The 26,597-nt window shown below is 39.6% G+C and carries 24 protein-coding genes, 1 tRNA gene and 1 riboswitch; all 25 genes read right to left on the bottom strand.

Annotation, left to right across the window (positions count from 1 at the left end):
• Nucleotides 1-662: 662 nt before the first annotated feature.
• Nucleotides 663-739, bottom strand: a tRNA-Pro gene (locus K364_RS0120520).
• Nucleotides 740-991: 252 nt separating this feature from the next.
• A complete protein-coding gene (locus tag K364_RS25065; RefSeq protein WP_051534277.1) occupies nucleotides 992-2,539 on the bottom strand; it encodes a transposase family protein in 1,548 nt (515 codons plus the stop codon).
• Nucleotides 2,536-3,438: a DUF4338 domain-containing protein gene (locus tag K364_RS0120510; protein ID WP_028309560.1), complete on the bottom strand. Its 903-nt coding sequence runs from the start codon at nucleotides 3,436-3,438 to the stop codon at nucleotides 2,536-2,538. The genes K364_RS25065 and K364_RS0120510 overlap by 4 nt, the downstream gene beginning before the upstream one ends.
• Before the next feature lie 82 nt (nucleotides 3,439-3,520).
• Nucleotides 3,521-3,832 carry a transposase gene (locus K364_RS26465; protein WP_242841763.1) on the bottom strand — a complete coding sequence of 104 codons (312 nt, stop codon included), beginning with the start codon at nucleotides 3,830-3,832 and terminating at the stop codon, nucleotides 3,521-3,523.
• A gap of 4 nt (nucleotides 3,833-3,836) precedes the next feature.
• Nucleotides 3,837-5,549 carry a transposase gene (locus K364_RS0120500; RefSeq protein ID WP_028309559.1) on the bottom strand — a complete coding sequence of 571 codons (1,713 nt, stop codon included), beginning with the start codon at nucleotides 5,547-5,549 and terminating at the stop codon, nucleotides 3,837-3,839.
• Nucleotides 5,550-5,794: 245 nt separating this feature from the next.
• Complete coding sequence (locus K364_RS0120495; protein ID WP_028309558.1) at nucleotides 5,795-7,033, bottom strand: aspartate kinase; 1,239 nt, start codon at nucleotides 7,031-7,033, stop codon at nucleotides 5,795-5,797.
• Nucleotides 7,024-7,947: a homoserine kinase gene (gene thrB, locus K364_RS0120490; protein ID WP_028309557.1), complete on the bottom strand. Its 924-nt coding sequence runs from the start codon at nucleotides 7,945-7,947 to the stop codon at nucleotides 7,024-7,026. The genes K364_RS0120495 and thrB overlap by 10 nt, the downstream gene beginning before the upstream one ends.
• A 13-nt stretch (nucleotides 7,948-7,960) precedes the next feature.
• Nucleotides 7,961-9,010, bottom strand: a complete 1,050-nt coding sequence (gene thrC, locus K364_RS0120485) for a threonine synthase (protein ID WP_028309556.1) — start codon at nucleotides 9,008-9,010, stop codon at nucleotides 7,961-7,963.
• A complete protein-coding gene (locus tag K364_RS0120480) occupies nucleotides 9,011-10,306 on the bottom strand; it encodes a homoserine dehydrogenase (protein WP_035270476.1) in 1,296 nt (431 codons plus the stop codon).
• Nucleotides 10,307-10,320: 14 nt separating this feature from the next.
• The gene (locus tag K364_RS0120475) at nucleotides 10,321-10,776 is read right to left on the bottom strand and encodes an ACT domain-containing protein (protein ID WP_028309554.1); all 456 of its coding nucleotides are present in this window, start codon (nucleotides 10,774-10,776) and stop codon (nucleotides 10,321-10,323) included.
• 121 nt (nucleotides 10,777-10,897) lie between these two features.
• The gene (locus K364_RS0120470; RefSeq protein ID WP_028309553.1) at nucleotides 10,898-12,178 is read right to left on the bottom strand and encodes an O-acetylhomoserine aminocarboxypropyltransferase/cysteine synthase family protein; all 1,281 of its coding nucleotides are present in this window, start codon (nucleotides 12,176-12,178) and stop codon (nucleotides 10,898-10,900) included.
• Nucleotides 12,179-12,250: 72 nt separating this feature from the next.
• Nucleotides 12,251-12,350, bottom strand: a riboswitch (SAM riboswitch).
• Nucleotides 12,351-12,478: 128 nt separating this feature from the next.
• Entirely contained in the window at nucleotides 12,479-14,698 is a 2,220-nt protein-coding gene (locus K364_RS0120460) for a TRAP transporter permease (RefSeq protein ID WP_084296129.1), read from the bottom strand.
• Nucleotides 14,691-15,248: a DUF1850 domain-containing protein gene (locus K364_RS25880; protein ID WP_051534276.1), complete on the bottom strand. Its 558-nt coding sequence runs from the start codon at nucleotides 15,246-15,248 to the stop codon at nucleotides 14,691-14,693. Before K364_RS25880 ends, K364_RS0120460 begins: the two co-directional genes overlap by 8 nt.
• Before the next feature lie 2 nt (nucleotides 15,249-15,250).
• Complete coding sequence (locus tag K364_RS0120450) at nucleotides 15,251-16,252, bottom strand: TAXI family TRAP transporter solute-binding subunit (RefSeq protein ID WP_035270469.1); 1,002 nt, start codon at nucleotides 16,250-16,252, stop codon at nucleotides 15,251-15,253.
• Between the two features lie 274 nt (nucleotides 16,253-16,526).
• Nucleotides 16,527-16,967, bottom strand: a complete 441-nt coding sequence (locus tag K364_RS0120445) for a universal stress protein (protein ID WP_028309550.1) — start codon at nucleotides 16,965-16,967, stop codon at nucleotides 16,527-16,529.
• Nucleotides 16,968-17,159: 192 nt separating this feature from the next.
• On the bottom strand, nucleotides 17,160-18,638 hold the full coding sequence (gene spoIVA / locus K364_RS0120440) for a stage IV sporulation protein A (protein WP_028309549.1): 1,479 nt from the start codon (nucleotides 18,636-18,638) through the stop codon (nucleotides 17,160-17,162).
• Between the two features lie 236 nt (nucleotides 18,639-18,874).
• On the bottom strand, nucleotides 18,875-19,903 hold the full coding sequence (locus K364_RS0120435; RefSeq protein WP_028309548.1) for an NAD(P)H-dependent glycerol-3-phosphate dehydrogenase: 1,029 nt from the start codon (nucleotides 19,901-19,903) through the stop codon (nucleotides 18,875-18,877).
• Nucleotides 19,904-19,920: 17 nt separating this feature from the next.
• The gene (der, locus tag K364_RS0120430; protein WP_028309547.1) at nucleotides 19,921-21,243 is read right to left on the bottom strand and encodes a ribosome biogenesis GTPase Der; all 1,323 of its coding nucleotides are present in this window, start codon (nucleotides 21,241-21,243) and stop codon (nucleotides 19,921-19,923) included.
• Between the two features lie 2 nt (nucleotides 21,244-21,245).
• Entirely contained in the window at nucleotides 21,246-22,574 is a 1,329-nt protein-coding gene (locus K364_RS25055; RefSeq protein ID WP_035270466.1) for a DUF512 domain-containing protein, read from the bottom strand.
• 35 nt (nucleotides 22,575-22,609) lie between these two features.
• Nucleotides 22,610-23,041: a DUF3189 family protein gene (locus K364_RS0120420; RefSeq protein WP_028309546.1), complete on the bottom strand. Its 432-nt coding sequence runs from the start codon at nucleotides 23,039-23,041 to the stop codon at nucleotides 22,610-22,612.
• Nucleotides 23,042-23,060: 19 nt separating this feature from the next.
• Nucleotides 23,061-23,519, bottom strand: a complete 459-nt coding sequence (locus K364_RS0120415) for a DUF3189 family protein (RefSeq protein WP_028309545.1) — start codon at nucleotides 23,517-23,519, stop codon at nucleotides 23,061-23,063.
• 20 nt (nucleotides 23,520-23,539) lie between these two features.
• A complete protein-coding gene (locus tag K364_RS0120410) occupies nucleotides 23,540-23,725 on the bottom strand; it encodes a capping complex subunit for YIEGIA (RefSeq protein WP_028309544.1) in 186 nt (61 codons plus the stop codon).
• 53 nt (nucleotides 23,726-23,778) lie between these two features.
• Nucleotides 23,779-24,669 (bottom strand): YIEGIA family protein, encoded by an 891-nt coding sequence (locus K364_RS0120405; RefSeq protein WP_028309543.1) that lies wholly within the window; start codon nucleotides 24,667-24,669, stop codon nucleotides 23,779-23,781.
• A gap of 24 nt (nucleotides 24,670-24,693) precedes the next feature.
• Nucleotides 24,694-25,824, bottom strand: a complete 1,131-nt coding sequence (gene spoIIP / locus K364_RS25050; protein WP_035270463.1) for a stage II sporulation protein P — start codon at nucleotides 25,822-25,824, stop codon at nucleotides 24,694-24,696.
• The gene (locus K364_RS25045) at nucleotides 25,814-26,575 is read right to left on the bottom strand and encodes a DUF1614 domain-containing protein (protein ID WP_035270460.1); all 762 of its coding nucleotides are present in this window, start codon (nucleotides 26,573-26,575) and stop codon (nucleotides 25,814-25,816) included. Before K364_RS25045 ends, spoIIP begins: the two co-directional genes overlap by 11 nt.
• Nucleotides 26,576-26,597: the final 22 nt, after the last annotated feature.

The following is a 26,597-nucleotide window of genomic DNA, read 5'->3' as shown; positions in this document are numbered from 1 at the left end:
GTAACTTTTTAATTGCAGAAATACTAAAGAGATTTCCTGCAGGTTTTCTATTAGTTCAAAATCTCTAATACATTGAAATCTTGCCCCAGTTTTTGAAAAATGTGATGGATTAATAAGGCGGGCATAGAAGATTTTTCTTATGAAAAATGCTTGTCATTTATTCAAAACACCACCATAATCTTTCAATTTTTCCAGGTCATTTCCTGCCTGTTTTTACATGCAAACAATCGACAAAAAACTTGTTTATTCTACATGATGAGTTCCAACTGCTTTTTAACCTATACTTCTATTATAAAAGCTACCCTGACGGATTCTGTCAGGGAATATCAGTTTGGGTTTAACTTATTTTAAAAAATCATATCTATACCGTTGCAATAAATTTTCAATATGTTATATTGTCATCCAAAAACTTCTTCTGGAAATTATCCAAATGAAAAAGAACCAGTATTCTTTATACCAACTGGGATACTGTACATTGATCTATAGACATTGTTGGTATAACTCTTTAATAAAGTCTTGAATTGCAAATTTTAACAACAAAAAAACCACTTCCTTTCGGTATTTAAACCAAATAGTAAAGTGGTCAATCTTTTCTAAAAAGTGTCTTTATACAACCACTACCCTTTTTGAGAGTAGTAATGTTGCTTAGATATTGATATAAATGGTCGGAGCGACCGGATTTGAACCGACGACCTCTACCACCCCAAGGTAGCGCTCTACCAAGCTGAGCCACGCCCCGACACAGTACAAACTATATTCTACAATCTCAAAGCGAGAAAGTCAAGTGGATATTAGCCGACCCAGAGCTGACGCATGAAATTGTTTTAAAAACCCCGCTAGCCGAAAGATATAACAATTTTATCAGATACTCCAATTCAACGGTACTAAACCCTTTTACATTGAAACACTTTTTATACCTTTAACATCAACAAGCCTCTAAACGGGCAGACGGGTACTGTGGTAAGCTTAATTATACTGTTCCAAACGTGTGTTATGCCGCAAATCGGCCTGTTTTCCAGTTTTCTTCTTGCACCAGTCGTAATTGACCGGGGGATTCAGTCAAGCGGTGAAGCCGCTCTGTGTCCAACTTTTTGTAGACCATAGCTATGTAGAGTTTTTTTATGAATGATTGAGTCCCGATGTCTTTGACATGCTCCGCCAGGGAAACCGAGTGAAGAGCCATTTCATTAAGCATTCGGGCGATATGCATTAGATAATGGTATCCCTTCATCGCATTCCAGTTGTGGGAGAAGATGTGCTCATAACGGTAGCCCTGGTGCTTTTCCTTCAAGATGTTGTTTTCCTGCAGCCAGCGTTTACGGGCAGTTAAATTACAGCGTTCATGAACATTCTTCCGGTCAATCGGTGTGCTGGAAATCCAGGCGTGACGAGCAGTTTTTATTACAACACATCCCGTTTTGAAATCTTCCCAGCTTTCCTCACACACTACCACATGAATTGTCAGAGATTTGCACTGGTTAGCACCATATTCATATTCGATCCCATTGGCCCACCGGAACTGTTGGCAGCGTCCCTGCCACTCCCGTTTCAGACAGTATTCCTCTTCGGTATCCAGGCGCATCAGACCTTCTGCTTCCTTCCATACCGAGGGCAACGATTTATCTTTCAGTACAATCATGAAATCCCATTTGTTTTTGTAGCAAGCTGCCATAACCGGCCCATTGGCATACAATCCGTCCAGAAGCAGTGTAAGATGCAGCTTTGGAAATTCATACTTCAAGCGCTTGATTAAGCGGTGGAATGCCTTCAATTCACAGTCCTGCTTCCATTTTTCGTAGTTTTCAACCACTTCCAGCTCCACACTGTTCTCCAGAAACTCACTCATCAACGGCAACACCATGCCATTGCTAAACACCAGGACAGCTTCTAAGACATAGGCATAATACTCACATTCCCCGTCCTTACCCTGAACTCTGCGTCGAAGATAGCGTTTATCCCAAGATTCCTTCATAACGTATTTCTGCGTCCCGTCGATTGCCACAAGATATCTTTTTTTGTACAGAAGATGCTGAAACTTCTTTTTGCGGATTAAGTTCCTCACTAAATCTATGTATCGGCTTTCAATCTGTTCCACGTCTATCTCTGTCAACAAGCGGCACAGAGTATCCTGGTGCGGCATATCCACCAGTTCCGGAAAAAGGGCACACAGATTTTCCAGCAACTGTGGTCCCGTCAGTTCTTCGTTTGCTTGCCGCCGCGATGTAAGGTTAAACATAAACATCAGGATACCGTAGAGCATCATTACCGTCATTTGGTGTTTGATCTTCTTTGGGTTCCGGGGGTCAGGAATCTTTTCCAGCTTATTTAACAATCCCGGTAACAATTGATACATTACTCTGAGTTTTTCTTCTGTGACGGATTGGGTTGCCTCGTGCTCTTCCTCCGTTGTTTTCTGAGTACACTTCCGGTTTGGCAGTGAATAGGTAGGAGGATATTTTTTCCCCTGTTTTTTTTGCTGTTCCTTAAGCTCCCGCTGTTTTCTTCTGCGCTCATGGCGTTTAAAGCCCGCTTCATTCATTGCGCATCCCCGCTTTCTCCGCCCAGGATTGCCCGGAAATCACGATGCAGGGGATACACGTAGATATGTTTGGGGGTAGACAGATATTGTTTGCGCCTATCCATCCGGCCCCTACCCGCTGTCTCTCCTAACAGTATCCAGTTCGCTGCCTTGTAACAAGTGCCTCGGTATTCCTCCGGGTCGACAAAGGTTTCCAGCAACACCGGACTGTAACCATAACGGCTTTGCCAGTCATAACTGATACGACTTACAGCTAAAGATAACGATTTACTGGCCAAATTCTTTACATGGACCCACGGAAAGATGAGAAAACGGGTGTTGTTGACAACCAGGTTCAATCTCTTGCTGCGGTCGGTTTGTGTCCATCCAATCCACTTGTCCCGAGCCTCTAGTGCCCAAGCGGCGGCAGAAAACAGGATGCAGCCCAGGTATCTTTCATCACGGGAAAGTATGAAGTACCGCTGGTGCGCGCCAAAAGGCTGTCTGTAGCCGAGGATGTGATAGCGCTCAACATATTGGTTCCAAAGGTTTACCTCTGATTTGCTCAAGACAGGCTTTAATTCGACACCTACATCGGCCAGGCTGCACATGATGTCAACAGGGGCATCCGTTTTTGCTGTGGGAACAACCCGCCGGGATGTTTTATTCCCTGGTTTCTGCTTTTCCGGTAGTTTTATCTTTCCCTCCAAATTCAGCTTCTCTAAGAGCTGAATGCAGGATTCAACCTTGTTGCGGCCATTTGGTGCCACCCATTGGAGATTCTCGCAGATAGTGTTTGCCAACTCTGTTTGACTGAGATTGGGGAACCTATGTACTGTTTCTGTCACTATCCAGAGATCCAGTGTTGTAAATTCCCGTCCGAATAAAAGTGTAGTGCCATTGTTTGTTTTCTCAGACATAGTGTGAGCCTCCCTTCTACATCTTCCCACACTATTGGGCTCTTGCTCATAAGCGTGGGTAATATTGCAATTTCTGTGTATTTTAGCCTGGCAAAACCATGTACGCATTGAGCAAGAAAATGCCTGCTCTGCCCGAACTTCTTCGGTGGATTGCTTTGATCCTGCTGTTGACTCCTTCCATGGGGCCATTGCTTATCTCGCCATAAATTAAGCTGTTTTTTACAGCTTCATAATCATCGGACAGTCCCTTCACATATTGCGCCAAAGCGTCGACATCGCTTTCACTGTATGTATGAATCAGCATATCAAGCGCACCGATATCACGGGAGTCGAATACGTTATACACGTCTTTAAGGAATTGGATGAGAATCAGGATTATCGGGTACATCTCTATTGCTTTATGGAAGAGTTGGTTTTTTTTTAGGTTTTTCCTTTTCCTCAGGTATTTCCTTTTCAGGCCCCAAAATCAGTTCGGTCACTTTTGTGCTGAAAGGCGAGTTGTTAGCCTTAGGGGTTTTCTTTGTTGCTTCAGATTTTGTGTCCTGCTCGCTGTTCTCTGCATTTCCTGGTCGACTATTTGATGCTTCTTTCAAAATCGCTGAATATATTTTGTCTCTGGGATAGCTTTCCAGTGTCATTTCAGGAGGCATCTCGGTCAGTTTGCGATTGAGTTGATCCGGAACTTCCTTGCGCAGTTTCAAAATATATTGATAAATGGCATTACTGCTGCCGGTATAGCCCATCTCCTGAATAACCGGGTATATCGTTCTGTGATTTCCGCCTGACTTCACCATGGCCATAACCGTTTCTCTATACGGTTCGACTATGGTTTCACTTGCCGGTCGCACATTCGGACCTCCCACTGTCTTTGGTGTATGACTACCTTGTCTTTCTTCGCGGTTTTCTATGGCATTGTTCTGAGCATCAATATTTTTTTTGATCCTGTCTTCAACATAGCGAAGTGTGCTGGCGGCACTCCTGCGGAGAGCCTGCACGTCCTTATACGGCACATCCATTTCCTTTGCTATGTCGGCTGTTTTCAGGCCTTTGTCCGCCAGTTCCAATAGTTTTAAGGTGTTTCTGTATTTTCTGGCCTTGGCAGGTGTCAGCCCCGCAAGCTTTATATATTCCTCAGCCCTCTCATCCGGAACGTAAAAATATGACGTGGAATTGACGGAATCCTCCGGTGTTGTCTGTACCCAACCATCCCCGTCACGTATGAATATTGTCGCCGGAATAGATGCCATCAGCGCGTTTTTGATCGCTTCCTGTGCATTCTTGATTAGGTGGAACCGATCCGCGATTTGTATCTTCCCACACTCAGCACCTGCTGAAGAATATGCAGTTGCCCTGTCTCTGCTAAAAAACTGTGCTGAGGGGAACATCTCCAATGCACGCCTGGTCATTTCTTTTGTCGTGCCTTTTATGATGATTAAAACCTTATGCGTCTCTTCGTCCAGCAGTACGGTACAACCCGACTTTTTGTCTCCCTTGCGCAGGTTAATGTCGTCTACAGCCAACACTTTCACATCATCCCGCGTTATGTTGTCTTCAATTTTTGCCGCGGCTTCGGATTTTAAATACCTCCCAAGTGTATCATTACTTATCACAGCGCCTTCCATCCTTAGCTCGTATTCCGCATGGTTGCATCCACATCCAAGTGAACGTTCTATACAGTATTTTTTGAAACGAACCGTTTTCCTTGCTTTCTCTTCGGAAAAATGACTGAATCGCTCAATGAATTCCTCGTATTTACACTCTGAATTCTCGCAGAAGTATCTGTTGAAGCGTATGACGTGATACACAGCCTTGTTGTTGTATGGTATATCTTGTATTAGCTTGGTGTAGTAGTCGCTGCTCGGCCTTGTGCTCAGCGCTCCGCAAAATGGGCATAGTGCTTCCACAGAATCCGATTCCCAGAAGTACTGTATTTCTTTCTTGTCCTGCTCAATGTTCTGCAGTATCAGACTGCTTGGCACTATTCCATCGAAATCAAAAAACTTTCTTGCTTCCATTTCAACCAGATAGACCGAGTGTGATTCCTCTTTGCTGAAACCGCCCTTTATTAACTGATTTATGAGGACGTCTTTCCAACTCAATTTACCTGACATAATCATCTCTCCCGCTCACAAAATTTAATTATATCATAACATAGAGCAGGGTCAATGTCCAGCTTTTTCCCACGATTATGAGCAAGAGCCCACTATTATCTCATAAGTGATTTTTTCTGTCCAGCCCCTTTTGCGAAAAAATTTTTTCGCTTCACCATTAAATCCTGTAAGAGACAAGCTTTTCTTTATTCATGCGTCAGTTCTGTAGCCGACCGTAATACCCCGGCTGTGATAATAACCAGACTCTAACCAGCTACTGTAGCTACATCACTATCCTGCAGGTTAAACTTTTCTACTAGTTTTTTAACAGCCTTGATGCAGTCATTAGCTTCTATTATTACGGAAACTTTAATTTCTGAGGTGCTTATCATTTCCAAGTTTATATTTGCCTCTGCCAGGGCTTCAAACATGTCAGCAGCCACACCTGGGTTGGTTATCATTCCAGCACCTACTATACTAACCTTGGCAATATTATCTGTACAGCTTATTCCCCTGGCGTTGATTTCCCTGGAGATTTTCTCTAGCAGGGTTTTTGCTTTTTCCATGTCTTGCTTTTCAATGGTAAATGCAATATCATTTACTCCGTTTACCTTGGCACTTTGCACTATCATGTCCACATTAATAGCATGCTCGGCAAGGGTTTTAAATATTTTGCATGCCATTCCAGGCTTATCAGGGACACCAAATACTGCCATTTTAACGGCATTAAAGTCATGGGCTACACCACTTACTACAATTTCCTTTTCCATATGGTTTACCTCCTGTACAATGGTTCCTTGATTATAATTAAAGCTTGACCTGACGTGAAGTTTGACATTATATAATTTTGCAAATTCTACTGCTCTTGGCTGCAGAACCTTTGCTCCAAGGCTGGCAAGCTCCAGCATCTCATCAAAGGACACAGTATCTAACTTTTTAATGTTTGGGACAACTCTAGGATCAGTAGCATATACTCCATCAACATCAGTAAAAATTTCACAAACATCTGCTTTTAGGGCTGCAGCAATGGCAGCCGCAGTTGTGTCAGACCCACCTCTGCCTAGAGTAGTAATCTCATCATTGATGGTGGCTCCCTGAAAACCTGCCACTATAACAATTTTGCCCTGATCAAGCTCCTGGTGAAGTCTTTCAGAGCTAATGTCAAGTATTTTTGCTTTGCTGTGGGTATTGTTGGTCTTTATGCCTGCCTGTGGTCCAGTTAGAGAAATAACCGCCTCACCCATTGATTGAATAGCCATGGCTAAAAGTGCTATGGATACCTGCTCCCCAGTAGCCAACAGCATATCCATTTCTCTCTCTGATGGAGCATCTGAAACTTGTCTGGCTAGTGATATTAGATGGTCAGTATTGTCACCCATGGCTGATACTACAGCAACAACTTTATGACCAAGTTTTTTAGTCTCAACAACCCTTTTTGCTACCCTTTTAATTCTTTCAGCGTCAGCTACTGAGCTTCCGCCAAACTTTTGAACTATTATGCCCATAGCTGCACCCCTTTCTCTTTTATTATTTTAACACCATTTGTCTCAGGAGTTAAATCCTTGATTGAACATTGTACTCCTGCCTCTTTAAAAGTTCTTTTCATTGTTTTACCAATAGCTTCTGATTTATTGCTTGTACAAAATGCAATGATTGTTGGACCAGCCCCACTTAGTGCTACAGAATAGGCACCCATTTCCCTGGCAGCCTGGGCAACCTTATCCATTCCTGGAATTAGTGACATTCTATATGGCTGATGGAGTTTGTCCTCCATTGCTTTGCCCATCAATTCCATGTCTGAATTCATAAATGCCCATACTAACAGGCTTGTACGACTCATATTATATACAGCATCATCCATTGGTACCTTTGCAGGTAGAGCGTTCCTGGCCTCTCTAGTAGACAACTCATAGTCTGGTATTGCAACCACCGTAGTTAAACCAGCAGGCGGCTGGATTCTTCTATAGATAATTTCTTCATCAAATTGTGCACTTATTACAATTCCTCCAATTAATGCTGGAGCTACATTATCCGGATGACCTTCCATGCAGGTTGCCATATGAAGGAGTTGGTCATAGCTTAACCTGGAGCCGGTAATATAATTAGCGGCTACCATCCCTCCAACAATTACTGAAGCACTGCTTCCTAAACCTCGAGCCATGGGTATATTGTTTTCTATTTTTATTCTTAGACCTTTTGGCTGGTGGCTAACCCTTTGGAATACCCTTGATGCAGCCTTATAGACTAGATTTGAAGTGTTTCTTGGTACTTTTTCTGCTCCATCTCCCTCGACCTCTATAACTAGATCATTACCTGTCTCCACCATAGCTATATAATTGTACATATTTAAGGCCATTCCCAGGGTATCAAACCCCGGCCCCAAGTTAGCAGTAGTGGCAGGTACTCTCAGTACTACCATTATATCTCCCCCACTAACTATTTATTATATCAAGAACAGCTGATTTTTGGGCAGGTATTTTAACAGGCTCGGCAATTTGCTTGATGGCGTTTTGTGGATCCTTTAACCCATGACCAGTTAGTACACAAACTACAGTATCACCACTTTTAAATAATCCCTTGCTCTTATATTTTAAAACCCCTGCTATTGAAGCAGCTGATGCAGGCTCGGCAAAGATACCCTCTTTTGATGCCAGGAGCTTGTAAGCAGCTAGGATTTCGTCATCAGTTACACTATCTATAAGTCCTTGTGATTCGTTTATGGCATTTTTTGCTCCCTGCCAGCTTGCCGGATTTCCTATCCTGATGGCAGTTGCCACAGTTTCAGGGTTTTCAACTACTTGATTTTTCACAATTGGTGCAGCTCCTGCAGCTTGGAAACCTAACATTTTAGGACAGCTGGCATTTTTCCCCGCATCATAGTATTCCTTGAACCCTTTCCAATATGCTGTAATATTTCCGGCATTGCCTACTGGAATTGCCAAAAAGTCAGGTGCCCTTCCCAGGGCATCGGAAACTTCAAAGGCTGCAGTCTTTTGACCCTCAATTCTATATGGATTTAATGAATTAACAAGGGTTATAGGGTATTCATTTGTAATCTCTTTAACTATTTCTAGTGCTTCGTCAAAATTACCTTCTATGGCCAGAACCTGTGCTCCATAAATCAGTGCCTGGGCAAGCTTGCCAAGGGCTATGTTCCCATCAGGTATTAAAACAATACATTTTAAACCACAGCGCGCAGCATAAGCCGCAGCGGCTGCAGATGTATTTCCAGTAGAGGCACACATTATTGCCTTTGATCCTTTCTCAACTGCCTTGGCTACTGCCATAACCATGCCCCTATCTTTAAAGGAACCAGTAGGATTTAAGCCCTCATATTTGAAAAACAGGTTTAAATCCAGCTCTTTGGATAGGTTTTCACTTTTAACTAAAGGGGTATTTCCCTCTAATAGTGTAACAAATGGTGTATTGCTTGTTACAGGTAGATATGCTGCATATTCTTTAATTAAGCCCTGCCAATGCATTTACTTGTTTCCCCCTTCGACACGAATAACATTTGAAATGGTGTCTACTATAGACATACCACCAATAATTTGTAAAGCATCTCTAATACTATTCTCATTTACCTTATGGGTAATCAATACTATTTCAGCCTTGCCATTTTTACCAGTGCTCTTTTGTACAACTGAAGCTATACTGACATCATGATTGCCAAAAACGCCTGCAATGCTGGCAAGTACTCCAGGTTTGTCAGCAACCTTAAGTCTTAAATAGTATTCACTTTGTATTTCACCAATCTTAATTATAGGCTTTTCTTCAAAACATGTACAGGAAATTCTTCCGGTAACACCATATACAATGTCTCTAGCGGCGGCCACTATGTCTCCTACCACAGCACTTGCTGTGGGCATCTCACCTGCACCCCTGCCAAAAAACATGGCTTCACCAATGGCATCACCTTTTATGAAAATGGCATTGAAAACATCATTTACAGCGGCCAGGGGATGATGCTTTGGTATGAATGCCGGATGAACTCTAACTTCAACGTGACCATTAATGCTGTTGGCAATACCTAATAGTTTAATAACATAGCCTAAATCCCTGGCATATTGAATGTCTTCAGCTGTTATTTTAGTTATACCTTCTACATAAACATCTGAAAAGGTTACCCTGGTGCCAAAAGCTACAGAAGCTAGAATGGCTATCTTTCTTGCTGCATCATAGCCTTCTATATCAGCTGTTGGATCTGCTTCTGCATACCCTAAATCCTGGGCCTCCTTAAGAACCTCACTAAAATCAGAGCCCTCCTGGGTCATTTTAGTTAATATATAGTTGGTGGTCCCATTAATAATTCCCATAACCTGCTCTAATCTATTTCCTGCTAAACATTCTTTTAAAGGTCTAATAATTGGGATGCCGCCAGCTACACTTGCTTCAAAGAAAAGATCACTATTCTTGTTTTGAGCCGCTTCAAATAATTCCTTTCCATGAATGGCAATCAAATCCTTGTTAGCGGTGACAACATGCTTGTCATTATCTAAAGCTCTAATGATATAATCCTTGGCAGGCTCAATACCACCCATGACCTCCACTATAATACTAATCTCAGGATTGTCTAGTACATCCTCAGGCTTATCAGTTATAACTCCATCTGGCAATGTTATAGATCGCTGTTTTTTAGTGTTGTTCACCAGAACCTTTGCCAGCTCTACAGGTTTGCCAACCTTTTTGGTAATACTATCCTGATTATTTTTTAAAACCTTTGCCACACCAGTACCTACTGTTCCTAGACCTAATAAACCAACTTTAATTGTGTCCATGAATATTTCCCCCCTTATGCCTGTCCAACGAGTTCAACCTTTACAACTCCAGCCAGGTCACTTAGATTTTTAAGTAATTTATCTAATGAAACACTCATTTGAGCTATTTCTACGGAAATAGTTACATGCCCTACACCTTGTAAAGGTATATTCTGGTTGATGGTCAATATATTAGCATTAGCCCTGGCAATGGTATTTAATACCTGTGATAAAATACCTGCCCTGTGTTCTAAAAGCATTGACAAGCTAACTATGGTGCCTTTAAGAGGGTCTTGCAGTGGAAAAACACCATCCCTGTATTTATAAAAGGCACTCCTGCTTAATCCAACCTTATCAACTGCCTGATTAACTGTTTCAACCTTCCCCTTGCTGATTATATCCTTGGCCTGGGCTGTTTTTAAAATTGCTTCAGGGAGAATGTCTGCTCTTACAAGGAAAAACTTTTGTTCATCATTGTCTCTTTTTGACATCATATCCTCAAACCCCCTTGATGTCCATGGTTTAAAAACAATTATCCATATATGATAGACATTATAACACCCCCATTAAGGGGGTGCAAGCTGAATTTTATATAACTTTAGTTTTTGTAGATTATTTTTGACTAGCCTCTAATGCATTGTCAAGGTCATTAATTATATCCTGCACATCTTCAATTCCTATTGACAAACGTATCAGGTCATCACTTACACCACTAGCTAATCTCTGCGCTGCAGTTAGCTGTTGGTGTGTTGTGCTTGCTGGATGGATAACCAGAGACTTGGCATCTCCAATATTGGCAAGCAGGGAAAATAGCTTCAGATTGTCAATAAATTTTTTACCTTCTCCAATTCCGCCCTTTATGCCAAAGGTCATTAAAGCTCCGTAGCCCCTTGGAAGGTAGTGCTGGGCCCGCTCATGATATGGGTGGCTCTTAAGGCCGGGATAGTTTACCCAGCTTACATGGGGATGGTTTTCCAGGTGTTTTGCTGCTGTGAAAGCATTTTCACTGTGCCTTTCCATTCTAAGGTGAAGGGTTTCAATTCCCTGAAGCAGCAAGAAGGAATTAAAAGGGCTGAGACTGCATCCTATATCCCTTAAAAGCTGAACACGTGCTTTAACTATATACGCTGCTGGCCCACATACTTCAGTATAGCTCACCCCATGGTAACTTGGATCTGGTTCAACAAGTCCAGGGAACTTTTCCATATTCCATTGAAACTTGCCAGAATCTACAATAATTCCGGCAATGGATGTACCATGTCCACCAAGAAATTTGGTTGCAGAATGTACAACTATATGTGCCCCATGCTCAAAGGGACGGCATAAATATGGGGTGGCAAAGGTATTATCCACTATCAGAGGTATGTTATGTTCCTCGGCTAGTTTTGCTAGAGCTTTAATATCAGGAATATCCATTTTGGGGTTGCCAATAGATTCTATATATAGACACTTTGTTTTTGCAGTAATAGCTCCAGCCATTTCAGCAACTTCAGGCTTAACCATGGTTACATCAATGCCTAGTTTTTTCATGGTCACTGCAAATAAATTAAAGGTTCCACCATAGAGACTGGCGGATGATACAACATGGTCACCTGAGCTGCAAATATTTAGAATAGCAAGGGTAATTGCAGCCTGGCCTGAGGAAACTGCTAAAGCCCCTACCCCTCCTTCTAGAGAAGCTACCCTTTTTTCAAGAACATCAGTAGTAGGATTCATTATTCTTGTATAGATGTTTCCTGCTTCCTCCAGGGAAAAAAGTCTAGCGGCATGGTCAGTATCTTCAAATAAGTAACTGGTGGTCTGGTAAATTGGCACTGCCCTGGACAGGGTCTCTTTGTCTGGAACATGCCCCTCATGTAGTACTTTTGTGTTAAAATTAAAACTGTTGCTCATGGTTTATCGCTCCTTTTGTTGATATAAAATTAGCCTCTTCCATAAGAAGAGGCTATTGACATCCTTGACTCTATCTTATCTATCAGCCTTTTTTGGCTGCAGGATTTAGCACCTTCCCCCAGGGGGTTGCCGGGTTTCATAGGGCCAGTCCCTCCACCACTCTAAATAAGATTGTTTATTAAATTACAACAAACTATACATCTAATTCGTTAAATTGTCAATATTATTTAGAAAGTAATTTTACTAATTTTTTATGGTAGGTAGTGTTAAAATCGGTAATTCATTGAATGTCAGCCCAGTTTATGCAGGTAAAGATGGTTCATTTTTTTTGTTTCTCTTTTTTGTATATAAAAGTTGGGAAATATATATTGATACGAATACTGCAGCTCCTAATAAATCAGTAAATAAATGGGCGTAGAGTAAACCCAAGCCTGCAGATACCAACAGGGCCCTTTCGTACCAGAAAAGTTTTCTTTCTATAAATCCAGCCATTGCTGTACCTATACAGAACATTCCTAAAATTGCTGTGCATATTGCAAGAATTGTTTTAGATACAGAAGCTGCCTCTAGTACCAGAGCTGGAGAGAGTACAAACATATAAGGCACAAGGAAAGCTCCTACTGCTATTTTTACAGCGATTATACTGGTTTTAAAAGGATTGCTTTGAGCAATACCTGAACCTGCATAAGCAGCTAAAGCAACTGGAGGAGTTATGTCAGCTACTATTCCAAAGTAAAAAACAAATAGGTGAGCTGCTACTACTGGAACAGTATCAAAGGCAAGTAATGCAGGAGCAGCCATTGTAGCTGTGATAACATAATTTGCAGTAGTAGGTAAGCCCATACCAAGGATAATACTTGCTATCATTGTAAAGAACATTGTTAAAAAGAGTTTATTTTGGGCTAACTGTAATATGCCTCCTGCAATTCTGAGCCCCAGGCCTGTTAATGTAATAACGCCAACAATGATACCAGCACAGGCACAAGCAGCAATTACAGGTAATGCTTTTCTGGCAGATTCAGATAAAATTTCTAAGAAAACAATTAGTGTTAGCTTGTATTTGACTTTATCATATTTTTTTACTATGAAGGCCAGGATCATGACAATCAGGTTTATTCCCAATGCCGTATAAATACCCCACATGGCAGCCTGCATTGGAGACCTGCCCACAGATAGGATATAAATTATAGCTATAATAGGTAGCAGAAGATAACCTCTAGTTAGTAATAAACTTGAAAGACTTGCTAATTGACTCTTTGGAACACCCATAATTCCAATACGTTTTGATTCATAGTGAACAAAAATAAATTGGGCTAAAAAAAACAGCAGTGCAGGTATAATTGCTGCTTTTAATATTTGTGCATACTGCAAGCCTGTAAATTCAATCATAAGGAAGGCGGCAGAACCCATTATAGGAGGCATTATCTGTCCACCTGTTGATGAAGCAGCTTCAACTGCTGCAGCAAATTCTGGCTTATATCCTGATCTCTTCATCATTGGTATTGTAAATGCACCATTCCCAACAGTATTAGCAACTGAACTCCCTGTAATTGTCCCAGAAAAAACACTTGTCAATACCCCTACCTTTGCAGTTCCTCCAGTCATCCACCCTGTCATAGACATTGCCAGATCACTAAAAAATTCTTCTAGACCTGTCTTTTGTAGTATTACTCCAAACATCATATATAAATATATGAAGGTTGCTGATATAGCAATAGGTATGCCTAATATGCCTTCCAAGCTCAAAAAGGAGTGGGAAATAATCCTCTCTACACTAAATCCCCTATGATCCAAAAAGGGCAAATGGGGGCCGTAATGAGCATAAAACAGCATAAATGTAGCAACCATAACAATTGGTATACCAATAACCCTTCTAGCGCCCTCAATCACAAGCAGAACAGCAGTACCTGCTACTATAAAATCTGTTTGATTATACATTCCTACACGACTTATTATTTCTTGGTAAAAAAAGAAATGGTATAATCCTACCCCGAAGCCTAATAAGCTTAAAATAGCATCGGAAATTGGAATAGATTTATATTTTTTACTGAAGAACTTTGAAATGTGTATGAGCAGAATTACTATTATTGAAGCTGCCATTAGAGGTAATTTAATTTTACCATCAACAAAAAATAGTATAACAATTGCAAGTAATACTAAAGTGCTGATCCAGCTAGTTACTCCAACCTTTGGCTTATCCTTTTTATTTGCTGGATACAATAAAAAAATTAGTCCTAAAGCAAGAGCGAGATGGAATCCCCTTTGCTGGTTAGACGGTAAAGTTCCCAATATTGCAGTGTATAAATGGAATACGCTTAAGGATATGGTAGTTAAAAAAATAAACCATTTCCAGAAAAAAGGAACTTTTTTACGGTAGTTATAACCTGAATCATATTTTTCTAGTATTTCTTCTGTATCTACATTATCCTCTATTACCAGCTCTTGATTATATTCAACTGATTGAAGACTTTTCATTTTAGCTTCAATCTTCATCTTGTCATGTTCTGTTTTGTTAGTCAATCTTAAGCCACCTTCCTTTCCAAAAGCTTCCTATTAACGGCTTCACGTGGACTTCTACATAAGCACCTCCTTCAACAATATCTAATAGTCTTATAGTATCTTCATCCTTAAAAATTAGAGTGTGATCTGCAATTACCTGACCTACCCTTAAAGGAATGACATCAAAACGTCTATTCTCATAAACTATTCGATAATAGTTCTCTTCCACAATGAATTTAGTGGTTTCTGTAGCAGTTGTCTCTGGTCCTACAGGAAGATTTGCTCCAAAGGAATCATAAAGCATTTCTTTTAATGCCAATGTACTTTTATCGTACACCACAAAGATCTCGTATACAGGCTGCTTTGTGACTGAATGTATATATTTAAGTTTTATTTGGTCACCAACATTTAGATTTTTCTCATATAAAAGCTCACCTGTATTATGATTGACTATTTGCAGTACTGTCCTATCATTGAAATAATTAAATGTTAAAATAGTAACAGCTATAATAATAAGCATTTTCAGGCAAAGAGCACCAGTTAAGGTGCTCTTTTTGGCAGACAGTTTCATATTTACTCAAGAATACCCTTTTCTTTAAAATATTTAGCTGCTCCAGGATGAAAGGGAACAGGGTCAATGCCTAAAGTAGCATTATCTAAAGTAATCTGGTCTCCCCTTGCATGGGTTCTGGCAATTTGCTCTGTTTGTTCATACATAACCTTGGTCATTTGGTAAACCAGATCTTCTGGAAGGTCATTTGGAACATATAATACAGCCCATTGAGATACTGTATATGCTGTTTCATCCTGCCCTTCGTAAGTTCCACCAGGAATTTCATAGGGTGAAAAGGTAGGGTCAGCTTCTAAAAGTTTATTTAAACCATCACCTGTGATATTGACAATATTAACAGGTGTAGACGTTGTCACATCAACAATATTTCCAGCTGGGACGGCTAATACAGCAAAGGCAGCATCTAAGTGTCCGTCTTTTAGTTTCATAGCAGCATCTGTAAAGTTGTCCTGATGTTTAGTTATATCGGTTTCTGGATCAATTCCAAAGGATTCTAAAATTGTAATTGCAGAAGAAGCAGTTCCACTACCTGGAGGTCCTATGGAAACTCTCTTTCCCCTTAAATCTTCAACGTTAACTATACCAGTGCCTTTTGGTGCTACTATCTGCATTACCTCTGGATATATTACACCAAGAGCTGAGAAGTCAATAGGGTTACCGGCAAAATCTCCTATACCTAGATAAGCAGCCATTGCGGGCCCATTCATAGCCATTGCAAGCTCAGTCTCACCAGAACCTAAAAGTCTAAGATTCTCCACTGACGCTCCAGTAGCCTGGGTAGTTACTTCAAGTCCTTCTATATGCTCATTCCAAGCCTCTGCAATAGCACCACCAAGAGGATAATATGTTCCTCCGGTACCACCTGTAGCCATAAGTAGCCTTGTTAGTTCTACTACCTCTTCTCCATTTTTTTCTTCTTTTGAATCGGTTTGGCCTCCACATGCGGTAAAAACAAGACTTGCAGCAAGTAAGCAGACTAAAAGCAACAATCCTTTTCTTTTCATTATAAACCTCCCCATTTACTTTTTTAAAAACATACCATAATTATTTACAAGACTAAAAAATATAACTAGTTAAAGCTCACCCCCTTAACTTGGATTATATTTTTCTTATCCTGAGTAATTAAATCCAATTTTCATAAATTCAGGATGTATGTAGGTATTTTAGTATTTCTATATAAACCTTTTATTTCCTTTTTTTTATTTCAAAAAATAATTTCAATTTTCTGGATATATAAAGCTGTTTAGTTCAGCAGCTTGAAAATTAACGAATTAAAATTTATTTAATTACCATTACCGGACAAGGAGAATTGTCAATCAACCTTGCCATGGTATTTCCTTTAAAGATTAGTTCAGTTAGCGTTGTCTCGCCATGATAGCCTATTATCATTAAATCACAACACATCTCTTCAGAAATCTTTATAATAACTTTAACGGGGTCTCCTCTTTTAATTCTAACTTTATAGGGAATTCCATTTTCCCTAAACACTTTTGTTGATTTTTGTATACATTCTTTAACGTGGGAACTCAACATCTCTTCAAAATCATGTCCCCTGGAGACTATTTCATATTCCACCTCTGCTGGCATATCGTATTTTTCTAATACATGCAGTATTGTTACTTCTCTGTCAGGTTTTTCCTTTATCAAACCTACAATTGTATTGGAAATTTTTTCAGATAGCCTTGAACCTGTAGTGGGAAACAAGATTTTTTCAAACATATAGATACCTCCTAAATTTTTAATAAGTACTGAATAGCTTTTTTTATTATTTTGATACTTAGGAGAAAAATACCTTTTTTATACAGAGATTTTGTATAAATAATTTGATTGAGCAGTAAACCTTCGTAGTTTAAAGTTAGTACTAAAAAGAACTGGATCAAATAAAAAAGTCGGTGATTAACCGACTAAAGATTATATAATAATGCAGATAAGACCTCCACTGCCATCATTTATGATCCTTTCCAATGTTTCCTGAAGCTTTTCTTGAGCGTTTTCAGGCATTCTATAGAGCTTCCCTTGAATACCCTCTCTGGTTAAATCATAAAGTGACTTCCCAAAAATATTTGTATCCCATATTTTTTGTGGGTTGTCTTCAAACTCATTAGTGATATAACTAATGAGTTCTTCACATTGTTTTTCTGTACCTATGAGAGGGGTTAATTCAGTGGAAATATTAGCCCTAATAAAATGATAAGAGGGCGCTGTAGCCTTTAATTTTACTCCAAAGCCTCTACCCTGCCTGATTAATTCAGGTTCTTCCAAAATCATTTCTTCAAGGGTAGGGGTGACAGTTCCATATCCAGTATTTCTTACTTCATTAAGCCCTGCGGCAATTTTATCATAATCCTTCTTTACTACTGCCAATTCTTTCATAAGCTTCATTAATTTTTGTTCATTGTCAATTGCAAAACCAGTTTGCTCTTGTAGTACTTTATAGTAGAGCTGCCTATTAGCATTTACATCTATATATGCTGTACCAGTACCAAGATTCATGTCTTTCAAAATAACATCAGCAACATTTTCTTCAACAGATAATACTTCTATGACATTGTCAATGTCTCTTATTTTCCGGATATTTTCTGTTGCCTTGTTTACACTTTCTTGATAGGCACTTCTCAGCCAGTGACCTTCATCAAGCTCTTCAATCCAAGATGGCAGGTTAATGCTAATTTCAACAACTGGGAATTCATAAAGAGCTTCTTCTAATACATTCATAATGTCTTCTTCTTTTAAGTTTGACACATCCATAGGTAATACTGGAGCTTTATAGTGTTCTTCAAGGGCATGTGCAAGGTTGTAGGTCTCTTCAGAGTATGGATTAGTCGAATTTAAAATAATTATGAAGGGTTTGTTTAGGTTTTGTAATTCCCAGATAACCCTTTCCTCAGCTGATTCATAGTTTTCTCTTGGAATATCGGAGATGCTTCCATCTGTTAATACCACTATTCCAATAGTTGAGTGATCTTCAATTACCTTTTTAGTACCAAACTCTGCTGCATCTTGAAAGGGAATATCATCCTCAAACCATGGGGTTCTTACCATTCTGGGACCGTCTTCATCACCATATCCTTTAGCACCCTCTACAGTATAACCAACACAATCTACTACCCTTACATTCATTTTAAGTCCATCTTTAATTTTTACTTCAACTGCATCAGCTGGAATAAATTTTGGCTCTGTTGTCATGATAGTCTTACCAGCTCCACTTTGTGGAAGTTCATCCCTAGCTCGATCTCTTTCATTAGGGTTTTCAATATTAGGTATGACCATTAACTCCATAAACTTTTTGATGAAGGTGGATTTACCCGTACGAACAGGGCCAACTACACCCAGATAAATATCACCTCCTGTACGTTCAGCTATGTCACGAAAGATAGTCGTATTATCCACGCTTTCTTTCCCTCCCTATACTATATTTTTTATAATTACAAAGGACAGGATTGTAATTTCTAAATGCTCATCCCTCCTTCATCCAACCAGGGGAATAATAATCTAAGGACCATGATGAATTATTTATGTTATGCTGTTGAAATCATTCACCAATATATGTATATGAAATGGTTGGACGATTATTACAGAATATGCCTGGACAAAGAAAAAAAGTACAGCTAAAGCCATACTTTTTTTTACCAATCTTTTCGGTTTAGAACTATTTCTTCAACCTCGTGGGTCTTACTTCTTTCCATTAAATTAGAAACTCCTTTCTTGGGATCAAGGCCTTTAAACAGGATGTTATGTAGTTCTTCAGTAATGGGTACATCTACCTGATTCTTAGCAGCTATTTCATAGGCTGCCCTGGTGGTCTTAATACCTTCTACAACCATCCCCATGTCTCTTAAGACCTGCTCTAATGGCTTACCCTGGCCAATTTGTATTCCTGCTCTTCTATTACGACTATGCATACTTGTACAGGTTACCACCAAATCGCCCACGCCGCATAAACCCGCAAAGGTTAAAAGCTCACCACCCATTTTAGTTCCTAATCTGGCAATTTCCGCAAGACCCCTTGTAATAAGAGCAGCCTTACTATTATCTCCAAACCCCAGTCCATCAGAGATGCCAGTTGCAACAGCAATGATATTTTTCAGGGCACCAGCCATTTCTACCCCAATAACATCAGGGTTGGTATATACTCTAAAATAAGGTGTCATAAATGCATCCTGTACATATTCTGCAATCCTTTTATCCTCTGCAGCAGAAACTATTGCCGTTGGTATTCTGCGGCCGACCTCTTCAGCATGGCTTGGTCCTGACAAAACTGCAATGTTTTTGCTGTATAGGGGCAGCTCTTCCTTGATTACCTGGGATAGTCTTGAAAGGGTTTTAATTTCCAAACCCTTTGCAGTATTCACAATTATGGGCATTCCCTTTATGAAAGGTCTTATGTGGGAACAAACTTCTCTTAAGGACTGTGAAGGAATAGAAAGAACAATTAGCTCAGCTTCAGCTAGAGCTTCATCAATATCACTAGTAATATTGATGCCGTCAGGAAGCTGCACTCCAGGAAGATAAGCCTTATTCTCTCGTTGATTTTTATGAATATCATGAATTTCCTGTTCTCTACCCCAAAGTGTAACCTTGTTCCTCCCATCGGATAACACCAGGGATAGAGCAGTTCCCCAGCTGCCAGACCCAATTACTGTTACATTTATCATTTCTAATACCTGCCTCTCTACTGTGATTCTCCTCTTTTAGAAATATCCAAACGAATTGGATTGCCCTCGAAACCAAAGGCTTTTCTTAACTGGTTTTCTACATGTCTTTTATATGAAAAATGAAATAGTTCAGGGTTGTTAACAAAAAGCCTGAATGTAGGTGGCTTAACCGAACTCTGTGTGACATATAATATTTTTAATCTGTTACCTTTATCTGTAGGTGGGGGAGTAAAAGCTACTATGTCCCTGATAAAGTCATTAAGTATGGGAGTAGGAACCCTGTAATTAGCCTGTTCAGACACAAACCTGATTAGCTCAAACAATCTCATAACCCTTTGGCCAGTAAAAGCTGAAATATAAGCTGTTGGTGCATATTGCATGAAGCCCAGCTCTTCACGTATGCTTTTATCAAATTCATTCATGGTAGTATTATCTTTTTTTATTAGGTCCCACTTGTTAACAACTATAATGGAGCTCTTACCAGCTTCGTGTACATATCCAGCAATCTTTTTGTCTTGTTCAGTAACTCCCTCTTGTGAATCTATGAGTATTAGGGCTACATCTGACCTGTCTATTGCCCTTAAAGATCTAATGACACTATATCTTTCAGTAGGATTATGAATTTTTGCACGCCTTCTCATTCCTGCAGTATCTATTAAGACATATTTTTGGCCATCATGCTCAAATAAAGTATCAATAGCATCTCGAGTAGTTCCAGGAACACTGCTAACAATAACCCTATCTTCCCCAAGTATTTTGTTTATTAGTGAAGATTTCCCAACATTGGGCTTGCCCACCACAGCTACTTTGATAATATCCTCCTCAAATTCCTCCTCAGGTTGGTGGGGAAGATTTTTCATAATCTGATCTAATAGGTCTCCTATGTTAATTTTATGTTCAGCTGAAATGGCAATAGGATCTCCCAAGCCTAGAGTATAAAACTCATAGTTTTCAAAGGTGGAAAAATTGTCTATTTTGTTTACAGCCAAGATAATCGGTTTGCCTGATTTACGCAGCATGGTGGCAATGGTGTGGTCGTCAGGAGTTAAGCCAATTTTACCGTCAACAACAAAGATTATTAGATCAGCTTCATCAATGGCGACCTGCACCTGCATTTTAACCAGGCTGCTGATAGAATTAATCTCATCTTCAAATTCCAGGCCGCCTGTATCTATTAATGTAAAGGGCTTGTTAAGCCAGGTGCCTTCCCTGTACATTCTGTCCCTGGTTACACCCGGCATATCGTCTACAATAGCCACTCTACCTCCGGTTATTCTATTAAATAAGGTTGACTTACCAACATTTGGCCTGCCTACAATTGCAATTACTGGTTTAGGCATGGCTATTCACCCCCTGTTAATGTTTTCGCAAGAATACTTCCTGAATTAGGTATGATTTGTATTTCTAGATCAAGGTTTTTCTCTAACTCACTTATTGTCATATTATCTAAAAATATATCATGATCTTTTTTTAGTAAAACATCAGATATTAGTAATATACAATTGTTCAAGGGAATATCTTTTAACCCCTTAATAATGTCACTACCTGTCAAAAGACCCGTTACTGAGACAGGGTATCCAAAAAAGCTGTTCTTGATTTGTATAACCCTTACATTATCAGATGGTAAAAAGTCTTTGACCAGGCTGTCAAGAATAGGAAAGGCCGCCTCCCCAGTGACTATAACATAGGCTCTGTCCATGGTTATACCATCTTGGCCCTTTTCCCTAAAATAATATTTAAAATCATTTACAAAGCTTCTTACAAGGCCAACTCCATTTTCTAACTGAGGATAGCCTTCATATTCCTTTTCTGCAGGTATTTCCAGGTTAGCTCTAATAAAAAATTCATCCGAGGGAAAAACAAACCTTGTATTGTACTTTTTTAGACAAATATTTTGCCAATTCTTTATTTTGTTAATAACTAAATTGCTTTCCTGGACATTAAATTGTCTAAGGTACTCATTTGCAAGATAATTATATTTTGTTAGCCCTACTGGAACTACTGCAAGAGATGAAACCCACGGCCATAATTTGGATAGGTCATTGATGGTACGATCCAGTTCTTTGCTGTCATTTAAGCCAGGACACAACACAATTTGTGTATGCATTGTAATGCCATGTTCTGCCAGGTATTTGAGCTTTTCATTAAGGTCTGCTGCTTTATTATTACCCAGCATTCTCACCCTTAACTCAGGGTTTGTGGAATGTACAGAGATATATAAGGGCGCAAGCTTGTAATCAACTATTCTTTTTAGGTCATACCAATCAACATTTGTTAGGGTGATATAATTGCCGTGAAGGAAAGAATGTCTATAATCATCATCCTTTACATAGAGGCTTTTGCGCATTCCCCTTGGCAGACCTTTAAGAAAGCAAAATATACAATTATTTTGGCACTTCTGCAATCCATCAAAGCATTCTTCCTTAAAGGAGATGCCTAATGGTTCATGAAAGTCCTTTTCAATCTCTATTTCCCATATCTGGCCATTTTCCTTTTCAATTTCTAATAATATGTAATCATTTTCTGTTAGTATATAATAATCAAGAATATCCCTTAATGGTTTTCCATTTATTTTTTTAAGCCTATCTCCCATTTGTATATTAATTTCTTCAGCAATGGAATTAGGCTTAACATCTCGAATTAAAGAGTTATATACTTTTTTCTGACCCATACTCCCACCCCTATTCCTACGCACTTTATTATCCGCTAACTATGGGCAGTAGTCAAGAAGCAGGAGGAATAATTTTCAAATCCCTTGATTACAAGCTGCTTGGCAAGACCTTTAAATCTAGTGTGTACGGATAAAAAAATCCCTAGTTTTATCCAGGGATTGGTGCATGCGTCGGCATCAATCATTTGAATATCCTTAGGATTCTTACCTTTTAATTCTAAAAAGCTTTCAATTAGCTTTATCATTATTTCCTTTTCCCTGGGTATGCCTATTGTATAAATCTCGTTGTTATCCTTGTCAGTTCCAATAAATAACGGTTCCTCCTGTATTGATGCTCCTCCAAAATATTTTAAGCTGGTTATATCTTCGCCTTTATATCGTTTCTTTAATGAAATATTACCTAGATGTAAATTTGCCATAAAAATTGAGGTGTGTCGTCCTGTTGAACAGTAATAAATTATTTTCATATTTTCCTCCAGGTCTTAGTCAATTTTGCAATTTATTTTTTACCTCTTCCACCATATTAACAAAATTATTAAAGGCGGTTACAGTCCCCTTTAAAACAATAGGCCTTCCAAGCCTGACTAATCTAAGCCTCCGTGATAAAAACCCCCCTATACGCATCAGGAAATTAACACCTTTCAAGGTATCCACGTAAATTATGTCATCTAGTGGAGTATCAATTATTTTAGCAATTCCCTGTAAGCTTTTCTCCACTTTTTTGCCTAGGCCGCGGCAGCCACAAATATAGACCTCATTACCTAATTCATCCCTACCCATAAATTTAAATTTTCCATGATCCTTATCTGTTTGTTTGTCAAAAAATGGAATCTCCATAAGTGTGTGTGGAGTGGGTTTCTTGTCACTAGCTAAATATCCCAAATGAATTGCAGCTGCTGTTACAGATGAATGGGAGCCCCCATAGCAATGATAAACTATCTTCATAGTTTCACCTGATTTCTCATTTATTGTCTATATAAAAGGTAAACACCATTTTCCAAATCATGTACCATTGCTTTAAAAATTCTGCTCATTAGTAAAGATAGCCTTTCTAATTCCTCTTCATCTCTTGCCAGAAAAACTGGAGCACCCCCTCCCCTAACCAAATCCAGGTTTGTTGTAACAATAGCTATCAAAACCCCTGCATCCATATCATTCACCTTCCTTCTTTGCAAAGAAAAAGACCATGACACATATATTTACATTAATCAGAAGCATATTTGCCAGCCTCTGTAGAAAGAATGTTTCTTCTGGAACTCTCTAGAACAGGTGACATCTCAACTGCTTTGATTAAAGCCTTCATGTCCGGCTCGTTGGGTAGTATAAACAAGCCTATGACGCCAGTATCAATATTTTTTCTGGCTAATGGAGTCCATTCCTGCTCCCCTACTTCTGCTTTAGTCCCAACTACAGTTGCAGCAATGTGCACAATTGCCTGCCTTTGCCCGGGGTTATGTAGTGTGGCCCTTGCATTATCATCCTTTGGCTTTATTATTACGGCCAAGCCCTCCTTTAAAATCTTCTCTTTGGAAGCCTTTAAGCCTAGATTCATGATTACAATGTCATCGACCATTAAAAGAGAATCCTGAAAATGGAGTTTGGCAGGTTTTACCTCTGCAATATCTCTAATTATTTGTCCCTGCATTAACCTGGTTGCAAGATAGATTAATAATACGCCCACTGCTAAACCAACTATCCAGCTGGTAAAAAATATTACAATACTTGTTCCAAAGGAGATAATCATGACAAGGTAGTTGCGAGCTTCAAAAACCTTGGCTATCCCCTCTATATAGTCATTGCCTCTTCTAATAATATCCCCATCCTCTAGTTTTGCCAAAGAATCTCTTTCCATGTTTCTAATTTCTCTAAATTGCTGCGCTGCTAGTGCTAAAAAGGTTACAGCTGTAAACTCCTTTTCTGCCAGGGCAGGAATAGCTACTGCCCCCAAGGCAGCCGCTATAAATCCCAGAGAAATATGGGTTAAATAACCATGGGGATATCCAGGGTACTGTCTGTAATCAGTTCTTAATAAGATGATTCTTCCTAATGTTCCAAGAACAACAGATAGCAACAGCATTACACCGTATTCTTCCATGGAAATCCCCCATTTCTTAAACTGTTATTCTTGCTTATCATTATTATCTGTCCTATTCTTTTTCCTAAAACCAATGTAGTTGGCCCATTCTTTAGTGACAAACTGTTTAGCCTTATTAACGGCACCCTCCCAGCTACCAGTACTAATTACCAGAAATCCTCCTACTCCTATAACAGTTAGAACCAGTATCCAAAAGACAGTCCTCCAATCACTTCCTTGATCTGGTGGTCCCGGGACACCTGGGGTTACTCCCATTACTGCGGGCATTATTTCAGCAAAAAGTTTTGCACCCGCCTTTGCCTCCTCTTTCGTGTTTGTGTAAGTACCAACCTCTATCAATATAGCTCTTGGGGTTAAATCCTGATTGTAATTGCCCTGGGCCATAAAAATTTCCCTAACTATCCCTGGATGGATTTCATTTCCTGCAGCCTTTATATGTTTTGCAAAGTCCAGGTTGCTTTCCATATTTTGATTTTGTCTTCCTACCACCAGGCGTATCTGGGTTGCATGCATACCAGAAATCTTTTCTCTATAAAACTCGGGATCAGGAATTCCATCTCTGTGGACATCAATTAATACAGATGGACCCTGCTTTAGAAGCTCTACTGCAGTTCTCCTTGATCTGTTATATGCCTGGGCATCACGGGGCTCATGTGCCCTTAAATCATGAATAACTGTAAATCCTTGTTCTTCTAAAGCCTGGGTAAAAACTTCACCTACATCAAATATCCCGCCTGACCCAGGTATGCTTTCTGTACCATCAGAAGGAACATAGGATTCATCACTATGAGTATGGTAGATTGCAATTACATTATTTCCTTCACCTTCTTGTTGAGCAGGTAAGCTTGATACCATTGATAGCTTCATGGGTTGTATATCATGTTTGCCCACGTATACTGCAAAAGCTTTTCTGCCTTCAACCCTGTCTATTCTATAATGTTTATCATCAAAGGCAATAAGCTCATCACCAACTTGGACAACCCTTGCCATTACTGATAATAATTCATTATCTTCATTATAGATTTCAAAGGGTTCGTGTGCGCTGGAGTGAAAGTCTAATTCTTCAATCAAACCAGCATTCAATCCTGAAGGGCTAAAGCTGATTGTCAAAAATAGTAATAACACGGCAGCAATTACAGTTAATCTATTTCTCATCTTTTTCTTCACCTCCCATTACAAGTGGGTCATAATCTTTTTCAGTAGGTTTTCTTGCAGGTGCTGGACTTTCTATATCCTGAAGACCCTTAATTAGCTCTTTGGACCTTCCTTCTGTGCGTGGACCTCCCTGTATTCTTTCCAGGGTTTCCCCAACTACCTCAGCTAATAAAACTGCAAATAGACCTGATAGTACTATCACATCAAAGGCTCCTCCGCCTCCAACTGCAACTGTTCCTCTAATACCGGTGGCAAGAAGGACACTAAAGTTTACTATATCCAGTATTAAAACTCCTAATGTTGCAGCGATAAATGCCCCTCTTCTTGATCTTCCTACAATGTAAGCTATAGTACCTGCAACTATTGGATAAATATAAAGGGGATCAATAATATCCCTGCCGGTCTGCCAGGGGTCAGCCGCCAAAACATAGCTGTTAAAAAAGTATACTGTTCCTGCCGTTGCTGCAATGGCAAATAGAGTACGAACAACCTCCTTGCTTGTTCCTGCACGGGATAAAACATATATTGCTACCCCTATAGGTACTATTGCACCTCCAACATTAATGGACCCTTCAATATTAGCAAAGGGTATGGGAATATTAATAAAACTACCCAGAAATATTACAGCCACAATAACAAGAGCAGCTTTATCAGTTAACCTCATTCTATCAAGTATCCTTTGTGCCAATCCAAAATATATTAGGACTGCCACAATCATTAGAAGTATCATACCTATTGGAAATCTCTCCAAATTAATAACTCCCTTCCTTTTA

The organism is Desulfitibacter alkalitolerans DSM 16504, assembly GCF_000620305.1.
Taxonomy (GTDB): domain Bacteria; phylum Bacillota; class DSM-16504; order Desulfitibacterales; family Desulfitibacteraceae; genus Desulfitibacter; species Desulfitibacter alkalitolerans.
This window is presented reverse-complemented; position numbering and strand designations above follow the sequence as displayed.

Bases quoted from the DNA above. Each gene is read 5' to 3' on its own strand.
- K364_RS25065 (WP_051534277.1), bottom strand. From the start codon at position 2,539: ATGAATGAAGCGGGCTTTAAACGCCATGAGCGCAGAAGAAAACAGCGG.
- K364_RS0120510 (WP_028309560.1), bottom strand. From the start codon at position 3,438: ATGTCTGAGAAAACAAACAATGGCACTACACTTTTATTCGGACGGGAA.
- K364_RS0120500 (WP_028309559.1), bottom strand. From the start codon at position 5,549: ATGTCAGGTAAATTGAGTTGGAAAGACGTCCTCATAAATCAGTTAATA.
- K364_RS0120495 (WP_028309558.1), bottom strand. From the start codon at position 7,033: ATGGGCATAATAGTTCAAAAGTTTGGCGGAAGCTCAGTAGCTGACGCT.
- thrB (WP_028309557.1), bottom strand. From the start codon at position 7,947: ATGGTAGTACTGAGAGTACCTGCCACTACTGCTAACTTGGGGCCGGGG.
- thrC (WP_028309556.1), bottom strand. From the start codon at position 9,010: ATGCATTGGCAGGGCTTAATTAAAGAATATGCAGCATATCTACCTGTA.
- K364_RS0120480 (WP_035270476.1), bottom strand. From the start codon at position 10,306: ATGGACACAATTAAAGTTGGTTTATTAGGTCTAGGAACAGTAGGTACT.
- K364_RS0120475 (WP_028309554.1), bottom strand. From the start codon at position 10,776: ATGTCAAAAAGAGACAATGATGAACAAAAGTTTTTCCTTGTAAGAGCA.
- K364_RS0120470 (WP_028309553.1), bottom strand. From the start codon at position 12,178: ATGAGCAACAGTTTTAATTTTAACACAAAAGTACTACATGAGGGGCAT.
- K364_RS25880 (WP_051534276.1), bottom strand. From the start codon at position 15,248: ATGAAACTGTCTGCCAAAAAGAGCACCTTAACTGGTGCTCTTTGCCTG.
- K364_RS0120450 (WP_035270469.1), bottom strand. From the start codon at position 16,252: ATGAAAAGAAAAGGATTGTTGCTTTTAGTCTGCTTACTTGCTGCAAGT.
- K364_RS0120445 (WP_028309550.1), bottom strand. From the start codon at position 16,967: ATGTTTGAAAAAATCTTGTTTCCCACTACAGGTTCAAGGCTATCTGAA.
- K364_RS0120435 (WP_028309548.1), bottom strand. From the start codon at position 19,903: ATGATAAATGTAACAGTAATTGGGTCTGGCAGCTGGGGAACTGCTCTA.
- der (WP_028309547.1), bottom strand. From the start codon at position 21,243: ATGCCTAAACCAGTAATTGCAATTGTAGGCAGGCCAAATGTTGGTAAG.
- K364_RS25055 (WP_035270466.1), bottom strand. From the start codon at position 22,574: ATGGGTCAGAAAAAAGTATATAACTCTTTAATTCGAGATGTTAAGCCT.
- K364_RS0120420 (WP_028309546.1), bottom strand. From the start codon at position 23,041: ATGAAAATAATTTATTACTGTTCAACAGGACGACACACCTCAATTTTT.
- K364_RS0120415 (WP_028309545.1), bottom strand. From the start codon at position 23,519: ATGAAGATAGTTTATCATTGCTATGGGGGCTCCCATTCATCTGTAACA.
- K364_RS0120410 (WP_028309544.1), bottom strand. From the start codon at position 23,725: ATGGATGCAGGGGTTTTGATAGCTATTGTTACAACAAACCTGGATTTG.
- K364_RS0120405 (WP_028309543.1), bottom strand. From the start codon at position 24,669: ATGGAAGAATACGGTGTAATGCTGTTGCTATCTGTTGTTCTTGGAACA.
- spoIIP (WP_035270463.1), bottom strand. From the start codon at position 25,824: ATGAGAAATAGATTAACTGTAATTGCTGCCGTGTTATTACTATTTTTG.